Source organism: Burkholderia pyrrocinia, from assembly GCF_018417535.1.
Lineage (GTDB): Bacteria > Pseudomonadota > Gammaproteobacteria > Burkholderiales > Burkholderiaceae > Burkholderia > Burkholderia pyrrocinia_E.
Genome location: NZ_CP070979.1, coordinates 1,236,318 through 1,254,185, shown reverse-complemented (window position 1 = coordinate 1,254,185; position 17,868 = coordinate 1,236,318). Strand labels below are relative to the sequence as shown.

General features: G+C 68.4%; 17 protein-coding genes. 1 reads left to right on the top strand and 16 read right to left on the bottom strand.

Annotation, left to right across the window (positions count from 1 at the left end; translation table 11 throughout):
• Positions 1–73 precede the first annotated feature (73 nt).
• The 7 genes from JYG32_RS38530 to argH form a co-directional block, all read right to left on the bottom strand.
• Positions 74–1,468, bottom strand: a complete 1,395-nt coding sequence (locus tag JYG32_RS38530) for an MmgE/PrpD family protein (protein WP_213267873.1) — start codon at positions 1,466–1,468, stop codon at positions 74–76.
• Positions 1,465–2,373, bottom strand: coding sequence for a polysaccharide deacetylase family protein (locus JYG32_RS38525; RefSeq protein ID WP_213267872.1), 909 nt, complete (start codon positions 2,371–2,373; stop codon positions 1,465–1,467). Before JYG32_RS38525 ends, JYG32_RS38530 begins: the two co-directional genes overlap by 4 nt.
• The gene (locus tag JYG32_RS38520) at positions 2,370–3,287 is read right to left on the bottom strand and encodes a polysaccharide deacetylase family protein (RefSeq protein ID WP_213267871.1); all 918 of its coding nucleotides are present in this window, start codon (positions 3,285–3,287) and stop codon (positions 2,370–2,372) included. Before JYG32_RS38520 ends, JYG32_RS38525 begins: the two co-directional genes overlap by 4 nt.
• A 7-nt stretch (positions 3,288–3,294) precedes the next feature.
• The gene (locus JYG32_RS38515) at positions 3,295–4,128 is read right to left on the bottom strand and encodes an ABC transporter substrate-binding protein (protein ID WP_174381061.1); all 834 of its coding nucleotides are present in this window, start codon (positions 4,126–4,128) and stop codon (positions 3,295–3,297) included.
• A 98-nt stretch (positions 4,129–4,226) separates the two neighbouring features.
• Complete coding sequence (locus tag JYG32_RS38510; protein WP_283842762.1) at positions 4,227–5,030, bottom strand: amino acid ABC transporter ATP-binding protein; 804 nt, start codon at positions 5,028–5,030, stop codon at positions 4,227–4,229.
• Positions 5,027–5,920 carry an amino acid ABC transporter permease gene (locus JYG32_RS38505; protein ID WP_174381062.1) on the bottom strand — a complete coding sequence of 298 codons (894 nt, stop codon included), beginning with the start codon at positions 5,918–5,920 and terminating at the stop codon, positions 5,027–5,029. Before JYG32_RS38505 ends, JYG32_RS38510 begins: the two co-directional genes overlap by 4 nt.
• Complete coding sequence (argH, locus tag JYG32_RS38500) at positions 5,914–7,347, bottom strand: argininosuccinate lyase (RefSeq protein ID WP_174381063.1); 1,434 nt, start codon at positions 7,345–7,347, stop codon at positions 5,914–5,916. The genes JYG32_RS38505 and argH overlap by 7 nt, the downstream gene beginning before the upstream one ends.
• Positions 7,348–7,473: 126 nt before the next feature.
• On the opposite strand from argH, the gene JYG32_RS38495 reads away from it, so the two are divergent.
• Positions 7,474–8,352: a LysR substrate-binding domain-containing protein gene (locus tag JYG32_RS38495; protein WP_213267870.1), complete on the top strand. Its 879-nt coding sequence runs from the start codon at positions 7,474–7,476 to the stop codon at positions 8,350–8,352.
• On the opposite strand, the gene JYG32_RS38490 is transcribed toward JYG32_RS38495, so the two are convergent.
• From JYG32_RS38490 to JYG32_RS38450, 9 genes are all read right to left on the bottom strand, one after another.
• The gene (locus JYG32_RS38490) at positions 8,321–8,782 is read right to left on the bottom strand and encodes a hypothetical protein (protein ID WP_249744934.1); all 462 of its coding nucleotides are present in this window, start codon (positions 8,780–8,782) and stop codon (positions 8,321–8,323) included. The two genes, JYG32_RS38495 and JYG32_RS38490, sit on opposite strands and share 32 nt — an antisense overlap.
• 213 nt (positions 8,783–8,995) lie before the next feature.
• On the bottom strand, positions 8,996–9,979 hold the full coding sequence (locus JYG32_RS38485) for an ABC transporter substrate-binding protein (RefSeq protein WP_213267869.1): 984 nt from the start codon (positions 9,977–9,979) through the stop codon (positions 8,996–8,998).
• Entirely contained in the window at positions 9,972–10,829 is an 858-nt protein-coding gene (locus JYG32_RS38480) for an ABC transporter ATP-binding protein (RefSeq protein WP_213267868.1), read from the bottom strand. Before JYG32_RS38480 ends, JYG32_RS38485 begins: the two co-directional genes overlap by 8 nt.
• Positions 10,826–11,896, bottom strand: coding sequence for a FecCD family ABC transporter permease (locus tag JYG32_RS38475; RefSeq protein WP_249744933.1), 1,071 nt, complete (start codon positions 11,894–11,896; stop codon positions 10,826–10,828). The genes JYG32_RS38480 and JYG32_RS38475 overlap by 4 nt, the downstream gene beginning before the upstream one ends.
• The gene (locus tag JYG32_RS38470) at positions 11,893–12,942 is read right to left on the bottom strand and encodes a FecCD family ABC transporter permease (protein WP_249744932.1); all 1,050 of its coding nucleotides are present in this window, start codon (positions 12,940–12,942) and stop codon (positions 11,893–11,895) included. Before JYG32_RS38470 ends, JYG32_RS38475 begins: the two co-directional genes overlap by 4 nt.
• Positions 12,939–13,265, bottom strand: a complete 327-nt coding sequence (locus JYG32_RS38465) for a hypothetical protein (RefSeq protein ID WP_249744931.1) — start codon at positions 13,263–13,265, stop codon at positions 12,939–12,941. Before JYG32_RS38465 ends, JYG32_RS38470 begins: the two co-directional genes overlap by 4 nt.
• A gap of 52 nt (positions 13,266–13,317) precedes the next feature.
• Complete coding sequence (locus JYG32_RS38460; RefSeq protein ID WP_249744930.1) at positions 13,318–15,663, bottom strand: TonB-dependent receptor; 2,346 nt, start codon at positions 15,661–15,663, stop codon at positions 13,318–13,320.
• Between the two features lie 501 nt (positions 15,664–16,164).
• Positions 16,165–17,178 (bottom strand): FecR domain-containing protein, encoded by a 1,014-nt coding sequence (locus JYG32_RS38455; RefSeq protein WP_213267867.1) that lies wholly within the window; start codon positions 17,176–17,178, stop codon positions 16,165–16,167.
• Between the two features lie 3 nt (positions 17,179–17,181).
• Positions 17,182–17,709, bottom strand: a complete 528-nt coding sequence (locus JYG32_RS38450) for a sigma-70 family RNA polymerase sigma factor (RefSeq protein ID WP_174381067.1) — start codon at positions 17,707–17,709, stop codon at positions 17,182–17,184.
• Between the last annotated feature and the right edge of the window lie 159 nt (positions 17,710–17,868).

Here is a 17,868-nt window from a genome sequence, read left to right as displayed (position 1 = left end):
GGCTTCGGATGCGACGCGTTCATCGCCGCTCCCGGACGGGTAAGCCCATACCGTTTCGACACGACGACGACATTCAGACCATCGCCTGCGCGACGTCCGCATCGCCCGCGAGCCGGTCATTCATCACGCGCGCGTCCGCCTGCCGGTCCAGCGACAGGCACACGTCGCTCAGCGCATCGACCTGCGCACTGTCGAGCGCCATGCCCGCCAACGCACGATATTTCGCCAACAGCGCCGCGTCCGACAGCGGATTGCGCGGATCGCCGAGCGCGATCGGCACGTGGCGCGATTCCCGCCCGCCGTCCGTGCGATGCAGGATCACCGTCGGCTCGTCGAGATCGCCGAGCGCCGGATCGACGTCGACCGCGATGCGCGCGAGCAGCGCGGTCACGCGGGGATCGGTGCGCCGGCCCGCGCGATACACGCCGATCCCCGTGTCGCCGAATGCCAGCGCCGCCGCCACCGCGTACGGCAGGCTCATCTGCGCGGACGACAGCGTCGACAGGTCGCGACCGCCGCACATGCGGGCCACGAACGCGCTCGCGCGCACGACCACCCGCTCGATCTCGCCGGCCTCGACGGTGCGGCCGGCCGCGAGCTGCAGCGCCGCGTCGACGGCCGCATGCGCGCTGCGGCACGATGCGTGCGGCTTGATCGAGCAGCGCATCAGCTTCCAGTGCGCGCCGAGGCCGTCGGTCAATGCGTCGGGCGCATGCGATTGCGCGGCGAACGTGTTGAAGAAGCCGCCCCACACGTCGTCGAACACGTGCGCGGGGCCGCTCATGCCTTCGCGCGCGAGCAGCGCCGCGAGCACGCCGCCCTCCGCCGCACGCCCGGCGTGCAGCCGCTTCGTCTGCGATCCGTCGTGGATGAAACCCCACAGGCCGCCCGCGAAGCTCGCCGCATGGCCAAGCGCGTCGCGCGTGCGCGCGGCGTCGAGCCCGAGCACGCGCGCGCTCGCGGCCGCCGCACCGAACACGCCGCAACTGAGCGTCGAATGCCAGCCCGCGCCGTTGTGAACCGCGTAGCCGCCCGCCGCTTCGAGCACGCGACGGCCGACGTCGTAGCCGAGCACGATCGCCGCCACGCATTCGCGGCCCGTCACCGGGCGCCCGGCGCACGACAGCGCGGCGAGCACGGCCGGCAGCACGACTGCACCCGAATGATCGCAGCCGCCGGAATCGTCGAGCTCGAGCGCGTGCGCGGCAATCCCGTTGACGAACGCCGCGTCGCGCGCACCCGCGGTCCGTCGCGTGCCCCATAACGACGCGCCGCCATGCGCGACGGCGCCGATCAGCGCACGGGCACTGCGCGTCTCGACGGCCGACGCGCCCGCCAGCGCGGCTCCGAACGTGTCGAGCACATGACGCTTGGCCTTCGCGACGACGTCGTCGGGCAATGCATCGGCGGCCGTCTGCGCGACGAACGCCGCGAGCCGCGTGGCGCGCGTTTCGATTTTCATCGTCATCGTGCCGACTCCTCCGCCACGCAGTGCGCGAACACGTCGACCGGATGTCCCGGAGCGTTGACGGGCGCCTGTGCACGCCACCAGCGCGCGATATCACGCCCCGTCGCGAACCAGACGTCGCCCGCGTCGCGCAGATGCGCGAGCAACGCGCGCAGCAAGTCGATCCGCCCTGCCGTGCCGATGATCTCGGGATGCAGCCGCATCACGCAGCACAGCCCGAAACGCCGAAACCCGTCGACGTCGCGCCGCCAGTTGTCGAGCACGTCGCGGTACGCCGCGATGCGCGGCTGACCCGCCGGCACGGCCGGCGACAGGTTGAACTCGAAATACGGCTCGTCCTCGAGTTCGTAGTGAAGCGGCAGCTCGACGAGCCGCGCGCCGTCCGCGCCACCGTCGCCGCGCGGATGCACGTACGGCAGATCGTCGCCGCGCCACGACGACGACCACGTGAAGCCTTCCGCAACGAGGAAATCCGCAAAACCGTCGGCCCAGTTGCCGGTGAACGAGCGAAAGCCTTGCACGTCGCGTCCGATCGTGTCGGCGAGCACCGCCCGCCCGGCGCGGCACGCGTCGACCTGCGCGACGAGCGGCAGCGCGTCGAAATCCTCGCAGCGATAGCCGCTCACGCCGAGCTCGTGACCGGCCGAGGCGATCGCGCGCACCGTTTGCGCATGCGTTTCGGCAACGATGCCCGGGACGAACCAGCTCGTCGGCACGCTGAATTCGTCGCATGCCGCGAGCAGCCGGTCGACGCCGCGCGTCGCGCCGTAACGCCAGACCGACAGCGATTTCTCGCGGCCGACGATGCGCGGCTCTCGTGTCTGGATACCGTGAATGTCGTTGAAGTCGACCGTGATCGCGACCGCGCATCGCGCGCCGCCCGGCCATGAAGGGAGTGTCGTCACAGGCCGCTCCGTTGCGTCGGTTGCGTCGGTTGCGTCGGTTGCGTCGGTTGCGTCGGTTGCGTCGGTTGCGCGTCTCGCGCGTGCTGCGCAAGCCACCAGTCGGCCACTTCGCGGCAGCGCGCGAACCATACGCCGTCCTGCGCGCGCATGTGCCCGAGCCACGCCTCGAGCAATGCGATGCGGCCGGGCTTGCCGCAGACCTTCGGATGCAGCAGCGTCGTCAGGCACAGCCCTTCCCGGTACACGCCGTCGAATTCGCGCGTCCAGTTGTCGAGCGTCGCGCCGTAGCCGGCGATCCGGTCGAGCCCGGCCGGATAATCGGGGTTGCGGTGATACGCGAGCGACGCATAGTCGTCGGTCTCCCAGCGGCCGGGAATCTCGACGAGCGGCGGCTCGCCGTCGTCGCCGTGCAGCAGGTACGGCCGGTCGTCGCCGCGCATCGAGCTCGAATAGCGCACGCCGGCTTCGCGCAGCACGGCCACCGTCGCCGCGCTCCAGTCGCCGGACGGCGTGCGGAACCCGACCGGCCGCACACCGAGCGTACGTGCGAGGATCTCGGCCGACTGCGCCATGATCTCGCGTTGCCGCTCGGGCTCGAGCGTCCAGAACGCTTCGTGCCGGTAGCCGTGGTAGCCGATCTCGTGGCCGCGCTCGACGATCGCCGCGCATTGTGCGGGCCACGTCCGCGCGACCCACGCGGGCACGAAGAACGTCGCGGGCAGGTCGAACGCCGCGAGCAGGTCGAGCAACCGGCCGAGCGCGCGCCACGGCCCGTAGCTGCCGAGCGTGAAATACGCGGGGTTGCGCCAGATCGACCCGTTCAGCATCGCGTCACCGGTCGGGCCGTCGAGATCGAACGCGAGCGCGACGCACGCGCGCGTCGCGTCCGGCCAGCGGGGAGCCAGCTCCGTCATCGCGTGCTCAGTGCGTGCCGTTGATCATGGCCTTCGCCACCGCGTGCTCCTGCAGCCCCCATTTCGCGAGCAGCTTATGGTACGAGCCGTCCGCGATCAGCTGGTTGAGCGCCGTCGTCAGCGCGCTGCTCAGCGCGGTGTTGCTCTTCGCGACGCCGATGCCCGTGTATTGCGACAGGAACGGCTTGCCGACCGGCGCGTAAGCGTTCTGCTCGAGGCCGTTCTGGTACGGCAGCGTCTCGCCGCCCTGCACGGCCGCGTCGATGCGGTTCTGGCGCAACTGCATGCGCGCATCCGACGAGCCGTCGGTGCCGACCACGACGATCGCCGGCTTGCCGGCCTTCACGCAGTTCTCCGCGCTCCACGCGGTCGTGTTGTCCGGGAACGACGTGCGTCGGCTCGACCCGACGCGCTTGCCGCACAGCGCGCTCATCTGCGCGAACTCGCCGGCGCGCGTCTTCAGCGTGTAGAACTGCGGGCCCGTCTCGATGTAGTCGACGAACGTCACCGCATCGCGGCGCGTCGGCAGGTCGGTCATGCCGGACAGGATCATGTCGACGCGTTGCGTCGCGACCGCACTCATCATCTGGTCGAAGCTCGTCTCGACCCAGTTCAGCTTCGCGCCCATCTTCGCGGCGAGCGCCTCGCCGAGATCGACGTCGAAGCCCGCGAGCTTGTCGGTCGCCGGGTCCTTGTATTCGAACGGCGGATAGTTCGGCACGATCGCGACGTTCAGCGTGCGCTTCGCGCCCGCGGCCTGGGCGACCGCGAAGGAGGCATGCAGCGCGAGCGCGCCGAATGCGACGGCGGCCAGCGTGCGGGTCAGGACGGATGCTTTCATGGGGGTGTCGCCTTGTCGTGGTGGAGTAATGGGGTGCTGCGCCGGTCTGGTCGACGGCTCGATCGATCGGGCGCTGCGGGTCGGGGCGCCCGGCCCGTTCACGCAATCACGGCCGAGATGAAGTCGCGCGTGCGCGCGTGCGTCGGCGCGGACAGCACCTGGTCGGGCGGCCCGCTCTCGACGATCCGGCCGCCGTCCATGAACACGACGCGATCGGCCACCTCGCGCGCGAAACCGAGCTCGTGCGTGACGACGATCATCGTCATCCCGCTCTTCGCGAGATCGCGCATCACGGCCAGCACTTCGCCGACGAGCTCGGGATCGAGCGCCGACGTCGGCTCGTCGAACAGGATCAACTGCGGATGCATCGCGAGCGCCCGCGCGATCGCGACGCGCTGCTGCTGGCCGCCCGACAGCTCGACCGGAAACGCGTCGCATTTGTGCGCGAGCCCGACGCGCGCGAGCAGCGCGCGCGCCTCCTCCTCCGCTTGCGCGCGGCGGCGCTTGAGCACCTGCACGGGGCCCTCGATCACGTTCTCGAGCGCGGTCTTGTGCGGGAACAGGTTGAAGCGCTGGAACACCATGCTCGTCGCCAGCCGCTGACGCGCGACCTGGCGCTCCGACAGTTCGTGGAGCCGGTCTCCCGCGCGCCGGTAGCCGGCCAGTTCGCCGTTGACCCACAGCGCGCCCGCGCTGATCGTCTCGAGCTGGTTGATGCAGCGCAGGAACGTGCTCTTGCCCGAGCCCGACGGCCCGATGATGCACAGCACTTCGCCCTGCGCGACGTCGAGCGTGATGCCGTGCAGCGCCTGGAAATCGCCGTACGACTTGCACACGTCGACCGCGCGAACGACCGCGTTCGTCATGACGTTCTCCCGATGGTTGAGGGTCGTGTCGTTCATGCGCGGCCCGCCGCGCGACCCGCGCCGCGCGCAAAGCGCCGTTCGACGCGCGCCTGCGCGAGCGACAGCACGGTGACGACCGCGAGATACCAGATGCCCGCGACGATCAGCAGCTCGATCACGCGGGCGTTCGCGTAGTAGATGTTCTGCGCGTTGTGCAGCATCTCCGCGTACTGCACGACGCTCGCGAGCGAGGTCAGCTTGACCATGCCGATCAGCTCGTTGCCGATCGGCGGCACGATCACGCGCATCGCCTGCGGCAGGATGATCCGGCGCAGCGCCTGCAGGCGCGGCATGCCGATCGATTTCGCGGCCTCGTACTGGCCGGTGTCGACCGACAGCAGCCCCGCGCGCACGACTTCCGACGTATACGCGCCCTGGTTGATGCCGAGTCCGAGCACCGCCGCGAGGAACGGCGTCATCACGTCGACGGTCCGGAATTCGGCGATACCCGGGATGCCGAGCGTCGGAAACACCAGCGCGAGGTTGAACCACAGCAGCAGTTGCAGGATCACCGGCGTGCCGCGGAACAGCCAGATGTAGCCCTGCGCGATCGCGCCGAGCACCGGGTTCGACGACAGCCGCATCACCGCGGTGACGACGCCGAGCACGACGCCGAGCGTCATCGCGAGGACGGTCATCACGATCGTGTTGCCGAGCCCCGTCAGGATCGAGCGTGCGGTCAGGAACTGGCCGACGACGCGCCACTCGATCTGTCCGCGCGCGAACGCGGCGGCCACGTAGGCGAGCGCGGCAATGATCGCGATCGACGCGACATAGCGGCCCCAGTAGCGCCGGCGCACGCGCACGAGGCCGGCGGTATCGTCTGCCGCGGCGCCGGCCGGCCCGGGTGCGCCGTCGAGACGGCGCGAATCGGATGCGCTCAGCATGACGGCCCCCGGTAGTCGGCCGCCCATGCGGCCTGGCGCTCGATCGCGTCGCTCAGGCGGCCGATCTGTTCGCGCACGCGCGCGGGCGACGTGCCGCCCGCACCGCCGCGCGCGGCGACGGCCGCGTCGAGCGTCAGATGCGCGCGCACCGCCGGCGCGAGGCGCGGGTCGACGGCCTGCAGTTGTTCCGCGCTGGCGTCCGCGAGCTCGATGCCGTCGCGTTCGCACGCGCGCACGAGCGCGCCGGTGATCTCGTGCGCTTCGCTGAACGGCACGCCGGTCAGCGCAAGCCAGTCCGCGACCTCGGTCGCGAGCGTGAAGCCGAGCGGCGCCTGGCGACGCATCTCGTCGACGTTCACGCGCATCGTGCGGATCATCCCCGCCATCGCCGGCAGCACGAGTTCGAGCGTATCGATCGAATCGAACGCGGCGATCTTGTCTTCCGCGAGATCGCGGTTGTACGCGAGCGGCAGCGACTTCAGCGTCGCGAGCAGGCCCGTCAGGTTGCCGATCAGGCGCCCCGCCTTGCCGCGCGTGAGCTCCGCGATGTCCGGGTTCTTCTTCTGCGGCATGATCGAGCTGCCCGTCGCATAACCATCGTCGAGTTCCACCCAGCGGAATTGTCGCGACGTCCACAGGATCACCTCTTCCGACAGGCGGGACAGGTTCACGGCCAGCATGCTCGCGACGAACGCGAATTCGGCGACGTGATCGCGCGCAGCCACCGCGTCGATCGAGTTCTCGCACGGCGCGTCGTAACCAAGCTCCTGCGCGGACAGCTCGGGCCGCACGCAGATCGCCGAGCCCGCCAGCGCGGCCGCGCCGAGCGGCGAGCGCGCGGTGCGGCGGTCCCAGTCGACCAGGCGGTCGGCGTCGCGATACAGCGACTGCGCGTGCGCCAGCAACTGATGGCCGAACACGATCGGCTGCGCGGGCTGCAGGTGGGTGAAGCCGGCGGTCACCGTGTCGACGTGCCGGCTCGCCTGGCCGACCAGCGCCTGCTGCAGCTCGAGCACGCCGCGCACGAGCTGGCGCGCCTTGTCGCGCAGGTACAGGCGCAGGTCGTTCGCCGCCTGGTCGTTGCGCGAACGCCCGGCGCGCAGCTTGCCGCCGAGCGCCGGCAGCCGCTGCGTGAGCACGCGCTCGAGGAAGGTATGCACGTCCTCGTCGCCGAGCGACGGCGCGATCGCGCCGGCCGCGTAGTCGCGTGCGATGCCGTCCATCGCGGCCAGCAACTGCGCGAGGTCGTCGTCGTTCACTATGCCGGCGCGGTTCAACTCGCGCGCATGCGCACGGGAGCCCGCCAGATCGTACGGCACGAGGCGGTAGAAACTCGGATCGGAGCGGGACAGGTTCTGCAGCGCGTCGGACGGTTCCGACTGGAAGCGGCCGCCCCACAGGCGTTCGATCGGTTCGGTAAGGCTCATTGCGGTCGACCTCGACTCGGTTGGATTGCCCCCACTGTAGGCATTCAATTTTTTTTGTTGTAGCGAGAAATTGAATCCGCTTAAATGAAATTTTTCTCAGCACCGTCGCCTCCGACGCGCCCGCCGATGCGCAACCGCCTGCCCCCGCTGAACCCGCTTCGCGCGTTCGAAGCCGCCGCCCGGCGCGGCAGCGTGTCGGCGGCCGCCGACGAACTGCACGTGACCGCGAGCGCGGTCAGCCACCAGATCCGCATTCTCGAAAGCACGCTCGGCGTCGCGCTATTCGTCCGATCAAAGGCCCGCGTGAAGCTCACGCCCGAAGGCGAGGCGCTGCTGGAGCCGGTCGGCACCGCGTTCGACATGATCGCGAACGCGACCGTCAGGCTCGATTCGCCGGCCGCCGTCGGCGACCTCGTCGTGTCGACGCCGCTGTCGCTGACGTCGCGCTGGCTCGCCCGGCACATCGGCGATTTTCTCGAACGCTATCCGGGGATTCACCTGAAGGTGATTCCGTCGAACGACGAACGCGAGATCTATTCGCCGGACGTCGACGTATGCATCCGCTACGGGGAAGGCAACTGGCGCAACCGGCACGTCGAGCTGCTCGCGCATCCGGCGCTGTTCCCGGTCGTGAGCCCGGCGTTGATGAACGGGCCCGATGCGATCCGCAAGGTGCAGGATCTCGCCGGACGCACGCTGTTCTGCGAGCATGCGGGCTCGTGGATGCGCTGGCTGGCGGAGGCGAACGCCGACAAGCTGCCGGGCATCCGCATCCTCGAAATCGGCAACGCGCACATCGGCGTCGAAGCCGCGGTGCACGGGCAAGGCGTCGCGCTCGGCGACAGCCTGTCCGTGCGCGACGACCTGATCGACGGCACGCTCGTGCGGCCGTTCAGCGCAACGGTGCCGTCACGTCATGCGTACTATCTCGTCACGCGTCACGAGCTGACCGACACGCCGCTCGTGACCGCGTTCACGTCGTGGCTGCGAGCGTGCCTCGCGTGATGCACCGCATCAAATGCGCCGCGAGTTGTGCACGCAGCGTGCGGCCGATGCAGCGATGCTTGAATTCGGGATCGACATACAGGAATTTGATCTCGCCACGGCCGTCGAAGATCGGTTCCGACGGCGCGACGAGCACCAACTGATCGCCGTCGTTCGACGCCAGTTTCTCCTGCCATTTCCTGCCGCGGTAGTGCTCGTCGAGGACGGCATGCGCTTGCGCCGGTGCGAGATCCCGATAGGTATGCCGCCAGACCTTGACGTGAAAATCGGCGATCGCCTGCGCATCGTCGATATTGGCGGACCTGATGGATATGCCGGTCATCGAGGATTCTCTGTCGGGCTGCCTTGCGCCGGTGGGCGCGGTGCACGCAGCGGATTGTCGACGATCCGGGCAGCGATGTCGAACGGGCCGGTTGCGGCCCGTGGCCACCGGTCATGATCTCCGGAGGCTGGCCGCCGGCGCGTCCCTCGCGTCACCACCCTCCTTCGCGCCGGCCAGCTGCCACATGCACGGCAAGCTCGAACCTGCTCCCCGTGGACAGCATGCCCGGATTGCTTCGGTCGTTGACGAACCTCTTTGCGTCTGTACTCGCGAACGCACCTGCACGATCTCGTCGCGACCGTTACGCCCCGGCACAGCGCGTCAATCCACACGTCTCAAATATGATGACGCGATCTCCCGCAAGTCCGGGGGCGCGAACAAGCCCGGATGCATGAACGCGGCCGCTTCAGCCAGCACCGCATGCCGTGCAATCGGACCGAACGATTCGATCCAGTGATCGCCCACGCTCACGATCCTCACCCGGCGCGTCGACGCCAGGTGCCGCCACACGGAATTCGTCTCGAAGCTGCGTCGCCCGCTGTCGTCGTAGACGAAGATCGTGTCGGGCTTCGCGAGCAACAACGTCTCGAGGCTCATCTGGAACGCCGTATTGTCGCGATGCGACGGCAGCGGATTGCGCCCCGCGATGTTGACGCCGCCCAGCGCATTCAGCAACGAGCAGGTCATGTTCTCGTCGTAGAACGCCCACGGCGCGACGCCCGCCCCCCAGACGAACAGATAGCGCGGCGCGAGGCGCAATCGTGCGCGCGCGCGGAATCCCGCCAGCACATCGGCAAAACGCCGGTTAATCGCGGCCGCGGCCTCGGCACGACCCAGCGCTGCCCCGACAAGCGCGATGCCGCGATCGCTGTCTTCGCCAACCTCGAGATCGAGCGCAAGGTACGGCGCGATCTGCTGAAGCCGCACCGCATTCGCTTCGGTGTAGCGGCGGATCGCGACGATCAAATCCGCGTGAGCGCTCGCCAGCAATTCCAGATTCGGACTCGCGCGCTGCCCCAGGTCGATCACGCGATTCATCCTGTCCAGAAGATAGGCCGGACGCCGGCCTCGCACGAGAAACGTAGACGCGATCGGCTGTACGCCGAGCGCCAGCGCGGTATCGGCACCGAAGTACGAAATCGCAGCAAGCCGGCTCGGCGCGGTATCGAAGCGCTGCGTCGCGCCGCGATCGTCGACGACGCTGTACGGCGTCTGTCGTACCGCCGCGCGAACGGGCCGCGCGAGCAGCGACGCAAGCGAAGCCGGCAACGACAACGACAGCACGCGACGCTTGCGGTCAATCATCGCCAGCCTCTTCGATCGACGATACGGCGGTGCCGACGTCCTGCCGGACCACACCCCGCTCATGGCGTGGTCCGGCATAACCGAGCGGATGGCAAACCGGCACGCCGTCGCTCGCGCCATGCAGCCGCTCGCTGCGCACCTGGAATACGTCCGCGATGAACGCCGGCGTCAGCACGTCCACCGGCTCGCCATCTGCAACCAGCCGCCCGTCGCGCATCACGATCGCCCGGTCCGCGAAACGCATCGCCTGGTTCAGGTCGTGCAGCGACATCACCAGCGTCAGCCCGAATTCCTCGTTGAGCCGCCGCAGCGTCTGCATCACGTCGAATTGGTGGCCGAGGTCGAGATAGGTCGTCGGTTCGTCGAGCAGGAGTATGTCGGCGCGCTGCGCAAGCGCCATCGCAATCCAGACACGCTGACGCTCGCCGCCCGACAGCGCAACGAGCGGGCGATCGCGCATCGGCACCAGACCGGTCATCTCCAGCGCCCATTCGACCGCGTCGCGATCATCGTCTGTTTCTCCACGCAGCCAGTTCCGGTGCGCGAACCGTCCGTGGCGAACCAGCTCCTGTACCTTCAAGCCGGGCGGAATGTCCTGCGTTTGGGCCAGGAACGCGATGCGCCGCGCGAGCCTGCGACGCGGCCATTGCCGAAGCGACACGCCGTCGAGCAACGCATCGCCGCCGCGCGGCGCGAGCAGGCCGCCCAGCGCGCGCAGCAGCGTGCTCTTGCCCGAGCCGTTCGGACCGAGCAGCACGGTGATCCGGCCGGGTTCGACAGACAGCGACAGATTGTCGACGATGCGGCACGGGCCATATCCGAGCGAAAGATCGCGGGCAACGAGTGTCATCGTGAAGACCGGGACAGCAGATAAAGAAAGAGCGGCGCGCCGAACAGCGCGGTGACCGCCCCCACGGGAATTTCGGCCGGCGCAACGACGACGCGGCCGGTCAGGTCCGCAAGCGCCGTGATCAACGCGCCGCAAAGGAGCGCGAACGGCGCCTGTCGCGCGAGCGAACCGCCCGCGGCGAGCCGGGCGAGATGTGGCGCGATCAGGCCGACGAATGCGACCGGACCGGCGATCGCCACCGCACCGGCGGCCGCGAAGCCTGCATAGACGATTGCGGCGAGACGCCAGCGCTCGACGTCCAGGCCGACGCTCGTCGCCGCGTCGTCGCCGAGCGACAGCACCTGCACCGCCGGCAGCACCACCGGCAGCAACGCAATCGTCGCCACGGTCCACGGGGCGAGCAGCAGCACGTGTTGCCAGCCACGCGCGTAGAGGTTGCCGGCAAGCCACGTCAGCAGCACCTCGATACGGCTCGAACCCCAGCCTGCGAGTATCGTCATCGCAACCGCGTACATCGCAGCGCTAACCGCGACGCCTGTCATAATCAGCCGGAACGGTGCCGTGCCGTTGCGCCACGCCAGCGCATAGACGCCCAGCGCCGCACCGATGCCGCCCGCCTGCGCGACGAGCGGCATCCACGTGATGTCGTACGCGTCGAGCCGGCTGCCATCGAGCGAATCCGCGAAGCTCGCGACGAGCAGCAGCAACATCACGCCGAGCGTCGCGCCGGACGACACGCCGATCACACCGGGTTCCGCGAGCGGGTTGCGCAGCGCGGCCTGCAGCACAAGCCCGCTCGCTGCCAGTTGCGCGCCGATCATCAGCGCAAGCAGCACGCGCGGCATGCGCAACTCCCACATCACGAAGGCGACGTCGCGCGCGCCGTCGCGACGGATCAGCGCCTGCACGGCCGACGTCAACGGAAAATCGGCCGCACCGAAACGCACCGACAGAACGACCGTCAGCATCAGGATCGCCGCCCACCCTGCACCACGCGCAAACATCCGCCACCGGGCGATGCCCGATGAGCGCGTCGTACGGATCGACCGGATCGGAATGCCCGTCATGACGATGCGCCTTCATCGCGACGAATCATCGCGATCAGCAACGGGGTCGCGACCAGCGCGGTCAGGAAGCCGACCGGCAGTTCGCGCGGCGCGGCAATCGTACGGGCGACGAGATCCGCTGCCGACACAAGCAACGCACCGCCAAGTGCCGTCACGGCCAGCGTTCGCCGATAGCCGCCACCGATCGCGACGCGTACGAGATGCGGCACGCACAGTCCGACGAAGCCGACCGGCCCCGCGATCGAGACCCCCGACGCCGACAGCGCGACCGCGATGCCGCCGAGAATCAGGCGCCAACGCAGCAGATCGAGGCCGACGCTCTGCGCCGCTTCGTCGCCGAGTGCGAGCGTGTCGAGCACGCGCGCACCTGCCAGAGCGGCAACCAGCCCCGCGACGGCCCAGGGCGCGACCATCGCGACCTGTTGCCAGCCGACGCCCGCGAAGCCGCCGGCCAGCCAGTAGAACAACGGCCCGGCCTGCGGCCCCGCCACGATCATCAGCGAGATGACGCCCGCACTGCCGAGCGCAGCTATCGTCGTCCCGGCCAGCGAGAGACGCAATGGCGACAGCCGTGCGCGCCACGCCAGCCCGAACGTGAGCGTTGCCGCAATGCTGCCGCCGGCCAGCGCCACGAACGGAAGCGTACCGGTGGACCAGGCCGGCGCCAGCACGGTCGCCGCTACGACCGCGAGCGCCGCACCGCTGACGACACCCGTCAGCGTCGGATCGGCCAGTGGATTGCGCGTAATGCCTTGCATCAGCGCGCCGGCCACCGCGAGGCTCGCGCCGACCATCAGTGCCGCGATCAGGCGAGGCAGCCGCAGCGCGTGAACGATCTGCGCGGCGGGCGTGTCGCCGCCGGCCAGCGCATCGAGCGCAGCGACCGGACCGAGCACGAGGTTGCCTGCGCACAGGCTTGCGAGCGTGATCGCAGCGAGAGCGACGATCAGCACAAGCATGATCGCACCGACACGTGCGTGCCCACCGGAAGCCGATCGCAGCCGCGAAACACGCACGCGCTTCGCCGCCGCAGGCCGTTCGTTCATGACCGTGTCGCTCCGGCCTGTTTCGCCGACGCACCCAGTCGGTACTCGAACGTGCGCAGCAGCATCGTCGCGGTCGCGGTCAGCCAGAACGCGAGCGCGGCGAGCGTCGACAGCGCGAAGCTCGCACGGACGATACGCATGATCCGTGCAGCGTCGCCCCGCCCGCTCGCGAATGCGACCGGATTGCCAGTGCCCGTCACGAGGCCCGTCACCATCGTGCGTAACTGGTTGAACAACGCAAGCGCGAGCTGGGTGAGGATGAGCTGCACAGCGAGCACGCCGATGCGCCGGGCGTCGAGCCGGAACTGTCCATGAAGTTTCATGAAATGGCGGTGAGAATCGGAATGGCAAACCATCGGCAGGCCGTGCCGCCCATCACAGGTCGGTCGACACCGACAGCCAGAACGTGCGCGGCGCACCCGTGAACAGATACCCGGTCGGGTTCGCCTGCCAGTAGTCTCGGTTGAACAGGTTCGTCACGTTCGCGCGCAGCGTCACGTCGCGGCCGGCGACCTTCGTCGCGTAGCGACCGCCCAGATCGAAGCGCGTCCAGCTCGGCACGTGCTGCGTATTGTCCTGGCTCACGTACGCCTTCCCCGTATGGATCATCCGGCTCGTCAGCGTGACACCCGGCACGAACGGCGTATCCCATTCCGCGCCGAGCGTGGCCTGCAGCGACGGCGCGCCGAGCGCATGATTGCCGTCGTACAGGCCCCCCTGCGTGCGGCGCAGCCGCGCATCGAGCCACGTGACGCCGCCCAGCAAACGCACGCCGCGCGTCACTTCGCCGAAGCCGGACAGTTCGAGACCGCGATTGCGCTGCAACCCGTTGAGGCTGTACAGCTTGCTGACCGGGTCGACGATCCCGCCCGGCACGTCGATCTGGAACAGCCCGAGCGTCGCGCCGAACTTGCCGAAATCGACCTTGGTGCCGACCTCGTATTGCTTCGACTTGAACGGCGCGAACACCTGGTTCGGGTTCGCCGCATCGGGCGGCGGTGCCGAACCGGGCGTCAACGCCTCGATGTAGTTCGCATAGAACGACAGCTGGTCGAGCGGCCGGACGACGAGCGCGACGGACGGCGTCGTCGCACCCTGGTCGTAGTGCGACGTTTCCGCACCGGACGTGTCGAAGTTGCGGCTGCTCACCTGCTGGCGACGCACGCCGACCGTGAGCTGCACAAGCCCGCCAGCGGCGGACAGCGTATCGGCAACGCCGATGCTGCGCAGGATCTGCGCGCTGTCCTGCGCTTCAGGCGACACCGAGACCGGCGCACTCGGCCCGGCGATACGGGTCGGCATGTAGATGTTCGTCGCATAGCTGCCGTAGGCGGTCTGACCGAACCACGTCGTCTGCTGCAGGTAGTTGCCGCTCACGACGAGCTGGTGATCGATCGGGCCCGTCTTGAAACGCGTCCGCGCACCGGCCTCGGCCGACAGTGCATGCGATGCGCCCGACTGGTATCTCGACGTTGACCTCGCGTCACCCCGCGCATTGATGATCGTCGCGCCCGGGTCTTCCAGCTTGTCGTAGCCGAAGCGGTTCACGCCGATCGCGCCGAACAGCGTCACGTTCGACGACAGATCGTACTCGGCGCGCCCGAGCGCCGTCAGGCTGTGGGAATTCGAATAGGAAAACGACTGCGCGAGATTGGTCCGCGAATTCGGCGCCGCCGGCACCGCGATGCCGGCGATCGGTGTGTAGCCGCGCACCGGCGCCCGCATGAAGTCCTCCTGGTAGATCACGTCGCCGGACACGCGCAGGCGGCGGCCGCGGTAATCCAGCCCGACCGACAGCGACGTGTTGCGCCGCGACTGTTCGTCGATCGGCGCATCGCCTTCGCGATGGGCCGCGTTGACGCGTACGCCGAACTCGCCGTTCTGGCCGAAGCGCCTGCCGATATCGGCATGGCCGCCGAACACCGAGCTCGACGCGTATTCGGCGGTCAGGCGGTTGAGCGGCGTGTCGTCGGCACGCTTCGTCACGACGTTCACGCTGCCGCCGACGCTGCCCTGCGGCATCATCCCGTTCAGCAATGCACCCGGCCCCTTGAGGATTTCGACCCGTTCGACCGGATCCGCGCCGACGCGGTAGGCCGGCACGAGCCCGTACAGGCCATTGAGCGCGATCTCGCCGTTCTCGACGCGCAACCCGCGAATCGTAATCGCGTCGTAGCGGTTGGTGCTGTCGATCGCCGCTCGGACCGACGGGTCCGTCGTGGTCAGCAGATCCGCAACGCTGGTCGACTGCTGGTCGCGGATCAGCTTTTCCGTATAGCTCGAGATGCTGAACGGCGTGTCCATATAGTCGCGATTGCCGAGAAGGCCGACTTTCGCGCCCTGTGCCACCTGACCACCGGCATAAACGTCGGGAACCGCGTCATCGATCCGCTTGCCAAGGACCTTCATGGCCGGCAGCACGGCGGCTTCGGCACCTGCAGCCGCGGCAGAAGCCGGACGCAGCGAGAAGCTGCCGTCGGACTGCTGCACCGGCTCCAGGCCCGTGCCGTTCAGCAATGCCTGGAATGCACCCTGTACCGAATACGTGCCATGGACGCCCGCGCTGGTCTTCCCGGCCGTCAGGTCGCCGGGCACGCCGAGCATCACGTTGGCCTGATCGGCAAGACGGTTCAGCGACGCAGACAGCGGGCCGGCCGGCACGTCGTAATGCCGGGTGGCCGCTTGCGCCGCCGCGCCGGCGGCAGACTGGGCGGACGCCACTTGCCACGCGCCGCTCCCGGCGAGCGCGATGCCGAGAACGGCACACCGCACGGCGTGCGCAGCGGGACGGTGCGCGGTGCGCATCCGTGCGCGGCTGCGCATGGGCCGCGAAAAATCGGGATTCGACGAAAACGACGGGCAATGCATGGACGGCATTCCTTGAGAATGAAGTGACCAAGGGGAGGTCCATCGCGCGTCTAACAGAGCCGGATACCTTGGCTTGATAGCGGCCGCGCCCGGTCGTTCGGGCGGTGCCATGCTGGCTACGACTGTCGCCATCGCGACGGTGCCTGTTTCCGTCCGGAAGCACGCACCGTCCGCCCGGAGCAGATGCCCCGCCTCATGGCGCCGGGTCGGCATTCAGAGCACTGATTGATCTCCGAATGGTCCTCTTTCATCTGTTAATCGGATGACGCCCGTAAATGCGAACCAGAATCGGAAATTTTTTGCCGCGGGGCGGGATAACCTCCGAAGCCCAGGCCCGGACCGGTATCGCGCCCGTCACCGGGCTTCGATCGTGACCCACCACGGCATCGTGCGACGTACGCGGATCGGCAGGTCGCGTTCGAGCATCGCGAGCATCTGGCCTGGGTTGTCGGCAGGGAAACGGCCGACGACGCGAATGCCCGCCACCGACGGATCGACGCCGATGTGCCCGTGCTGATAACGGTCCAGTTCGGCGATCAGCGCGTCGAGCGTGACGTCGTCGGCCAGGATCACGCCGCGCGACCACGTTTCGCGTGCGGGATCGACCCGTTCGGGCGCGTAGATCGCATCCGCCGTGAACTGCCGCTGCCGACCGGCCGGCACGATTTCGACGTGTCCGGCCAGGTTGCGAATCTCGACACGGCCGTCGAATACGGCCAGCAGCGTGTGCGTTCCGGATTGCCTTACGGTGAACCGGGTGCCCAGCGCCTGCATCCGGCCATTCGGCGTGTCGACGAAGAACGGACGCCCGTGACTGTCCCTGGCCGTATCGATGAGCATTTCGCCCATCGTCAGCGTCAGGACTCGCCGGGTATCGTCGTAATGAACGTCGAATGCACTGTTGGTGTTCAACCAGACTCGCGTGCCGTCGGCGAGCTGCACATCCCGCCGCTCGCCGACACCGGTGCGGTAATCCGACCGCCATGCCATGACGCGAGCCGGCAGCGGCGTGAAACGCCATGCGAACCAGCCGGCGAGACCGGTTCCGGCCAGCGCCGCGAGACTGCCCAACACGTGGCGCCGACTCGCCGAACGTGTCGCGGAAACGTGCACGGCTGCAGCGGCAGCGTCGCGCTCGCCCTGGCTCTCGCTCCTCAGCGGCTCGAATCGACGGCTGACCGCTTCGACATGCGCCCACGCTCGCCGATGTTCCGGCCGCTCCGCCAGCCACGCCGCCCAGGCGCTGCGATGCTCGCTGCTCCCGCCATCGGCATGCAGCAGCGCAAACCAGTTGGCGGCTTGCTCGAGGCTTTCGAAATCGGCCTGGGCACCGGGCTCCACGGTGGATGAAGACGACGAGGCGGCCATCGGTCAGTGGTTGATGCCGGCGTCGAGCAAGGTCAGCTGCAGCATCGCCTGAGCGAGATACTTCTGCACCATTCGATCCGAGACGCCGAGTTCGCTGGCGATCTCGCGAGTGGACAGACCGTGAATCTGCGCCATGACGAACGCGTCCCTCGCTTTGTCCGACAGCCCGCTGACGAGCGCGCCGATTTCCATCAGCGTCTCGATGACGATCGCACGGGATTCGGGCGAAGGCTCGCAGGGCTCCGGCTGCGCGGCGAGCGCATCGAGCCACGCCTGCTCGACCTGTCGGCGGCGGAACAGGTCAATACACATGCCCTGCGCCATCGCGCGCAGGTAGGCCCGCGCCTCGGCATCACTGTCGAAGCGCTTCGGCACCGACTTGAGGATCAGACGAAGAAATGCGTCCTGGGCAAGGTCCGCCGCATCGAAAGCGTTACCCAGTCGCCTGCGCAGCCAGCCCTGCAACCAGCCATGGTGGTCGCGATAAAGAGCCTGCACATCCTGATACACGGCGAGTTGGGCGGCGGACATGGAACAACCCCTTTGGCTTTAAAGGCGGGAGACGAGAAAGAAAATGCGAATCATTCCCGTTTATAAACCAATTCGACAGGTTAACGCAATATTTTGCGATAGGCGGTTCCATGCGTTCGGGCGCATCGATCGACTCCATTCATCGGATATCCAGGACGA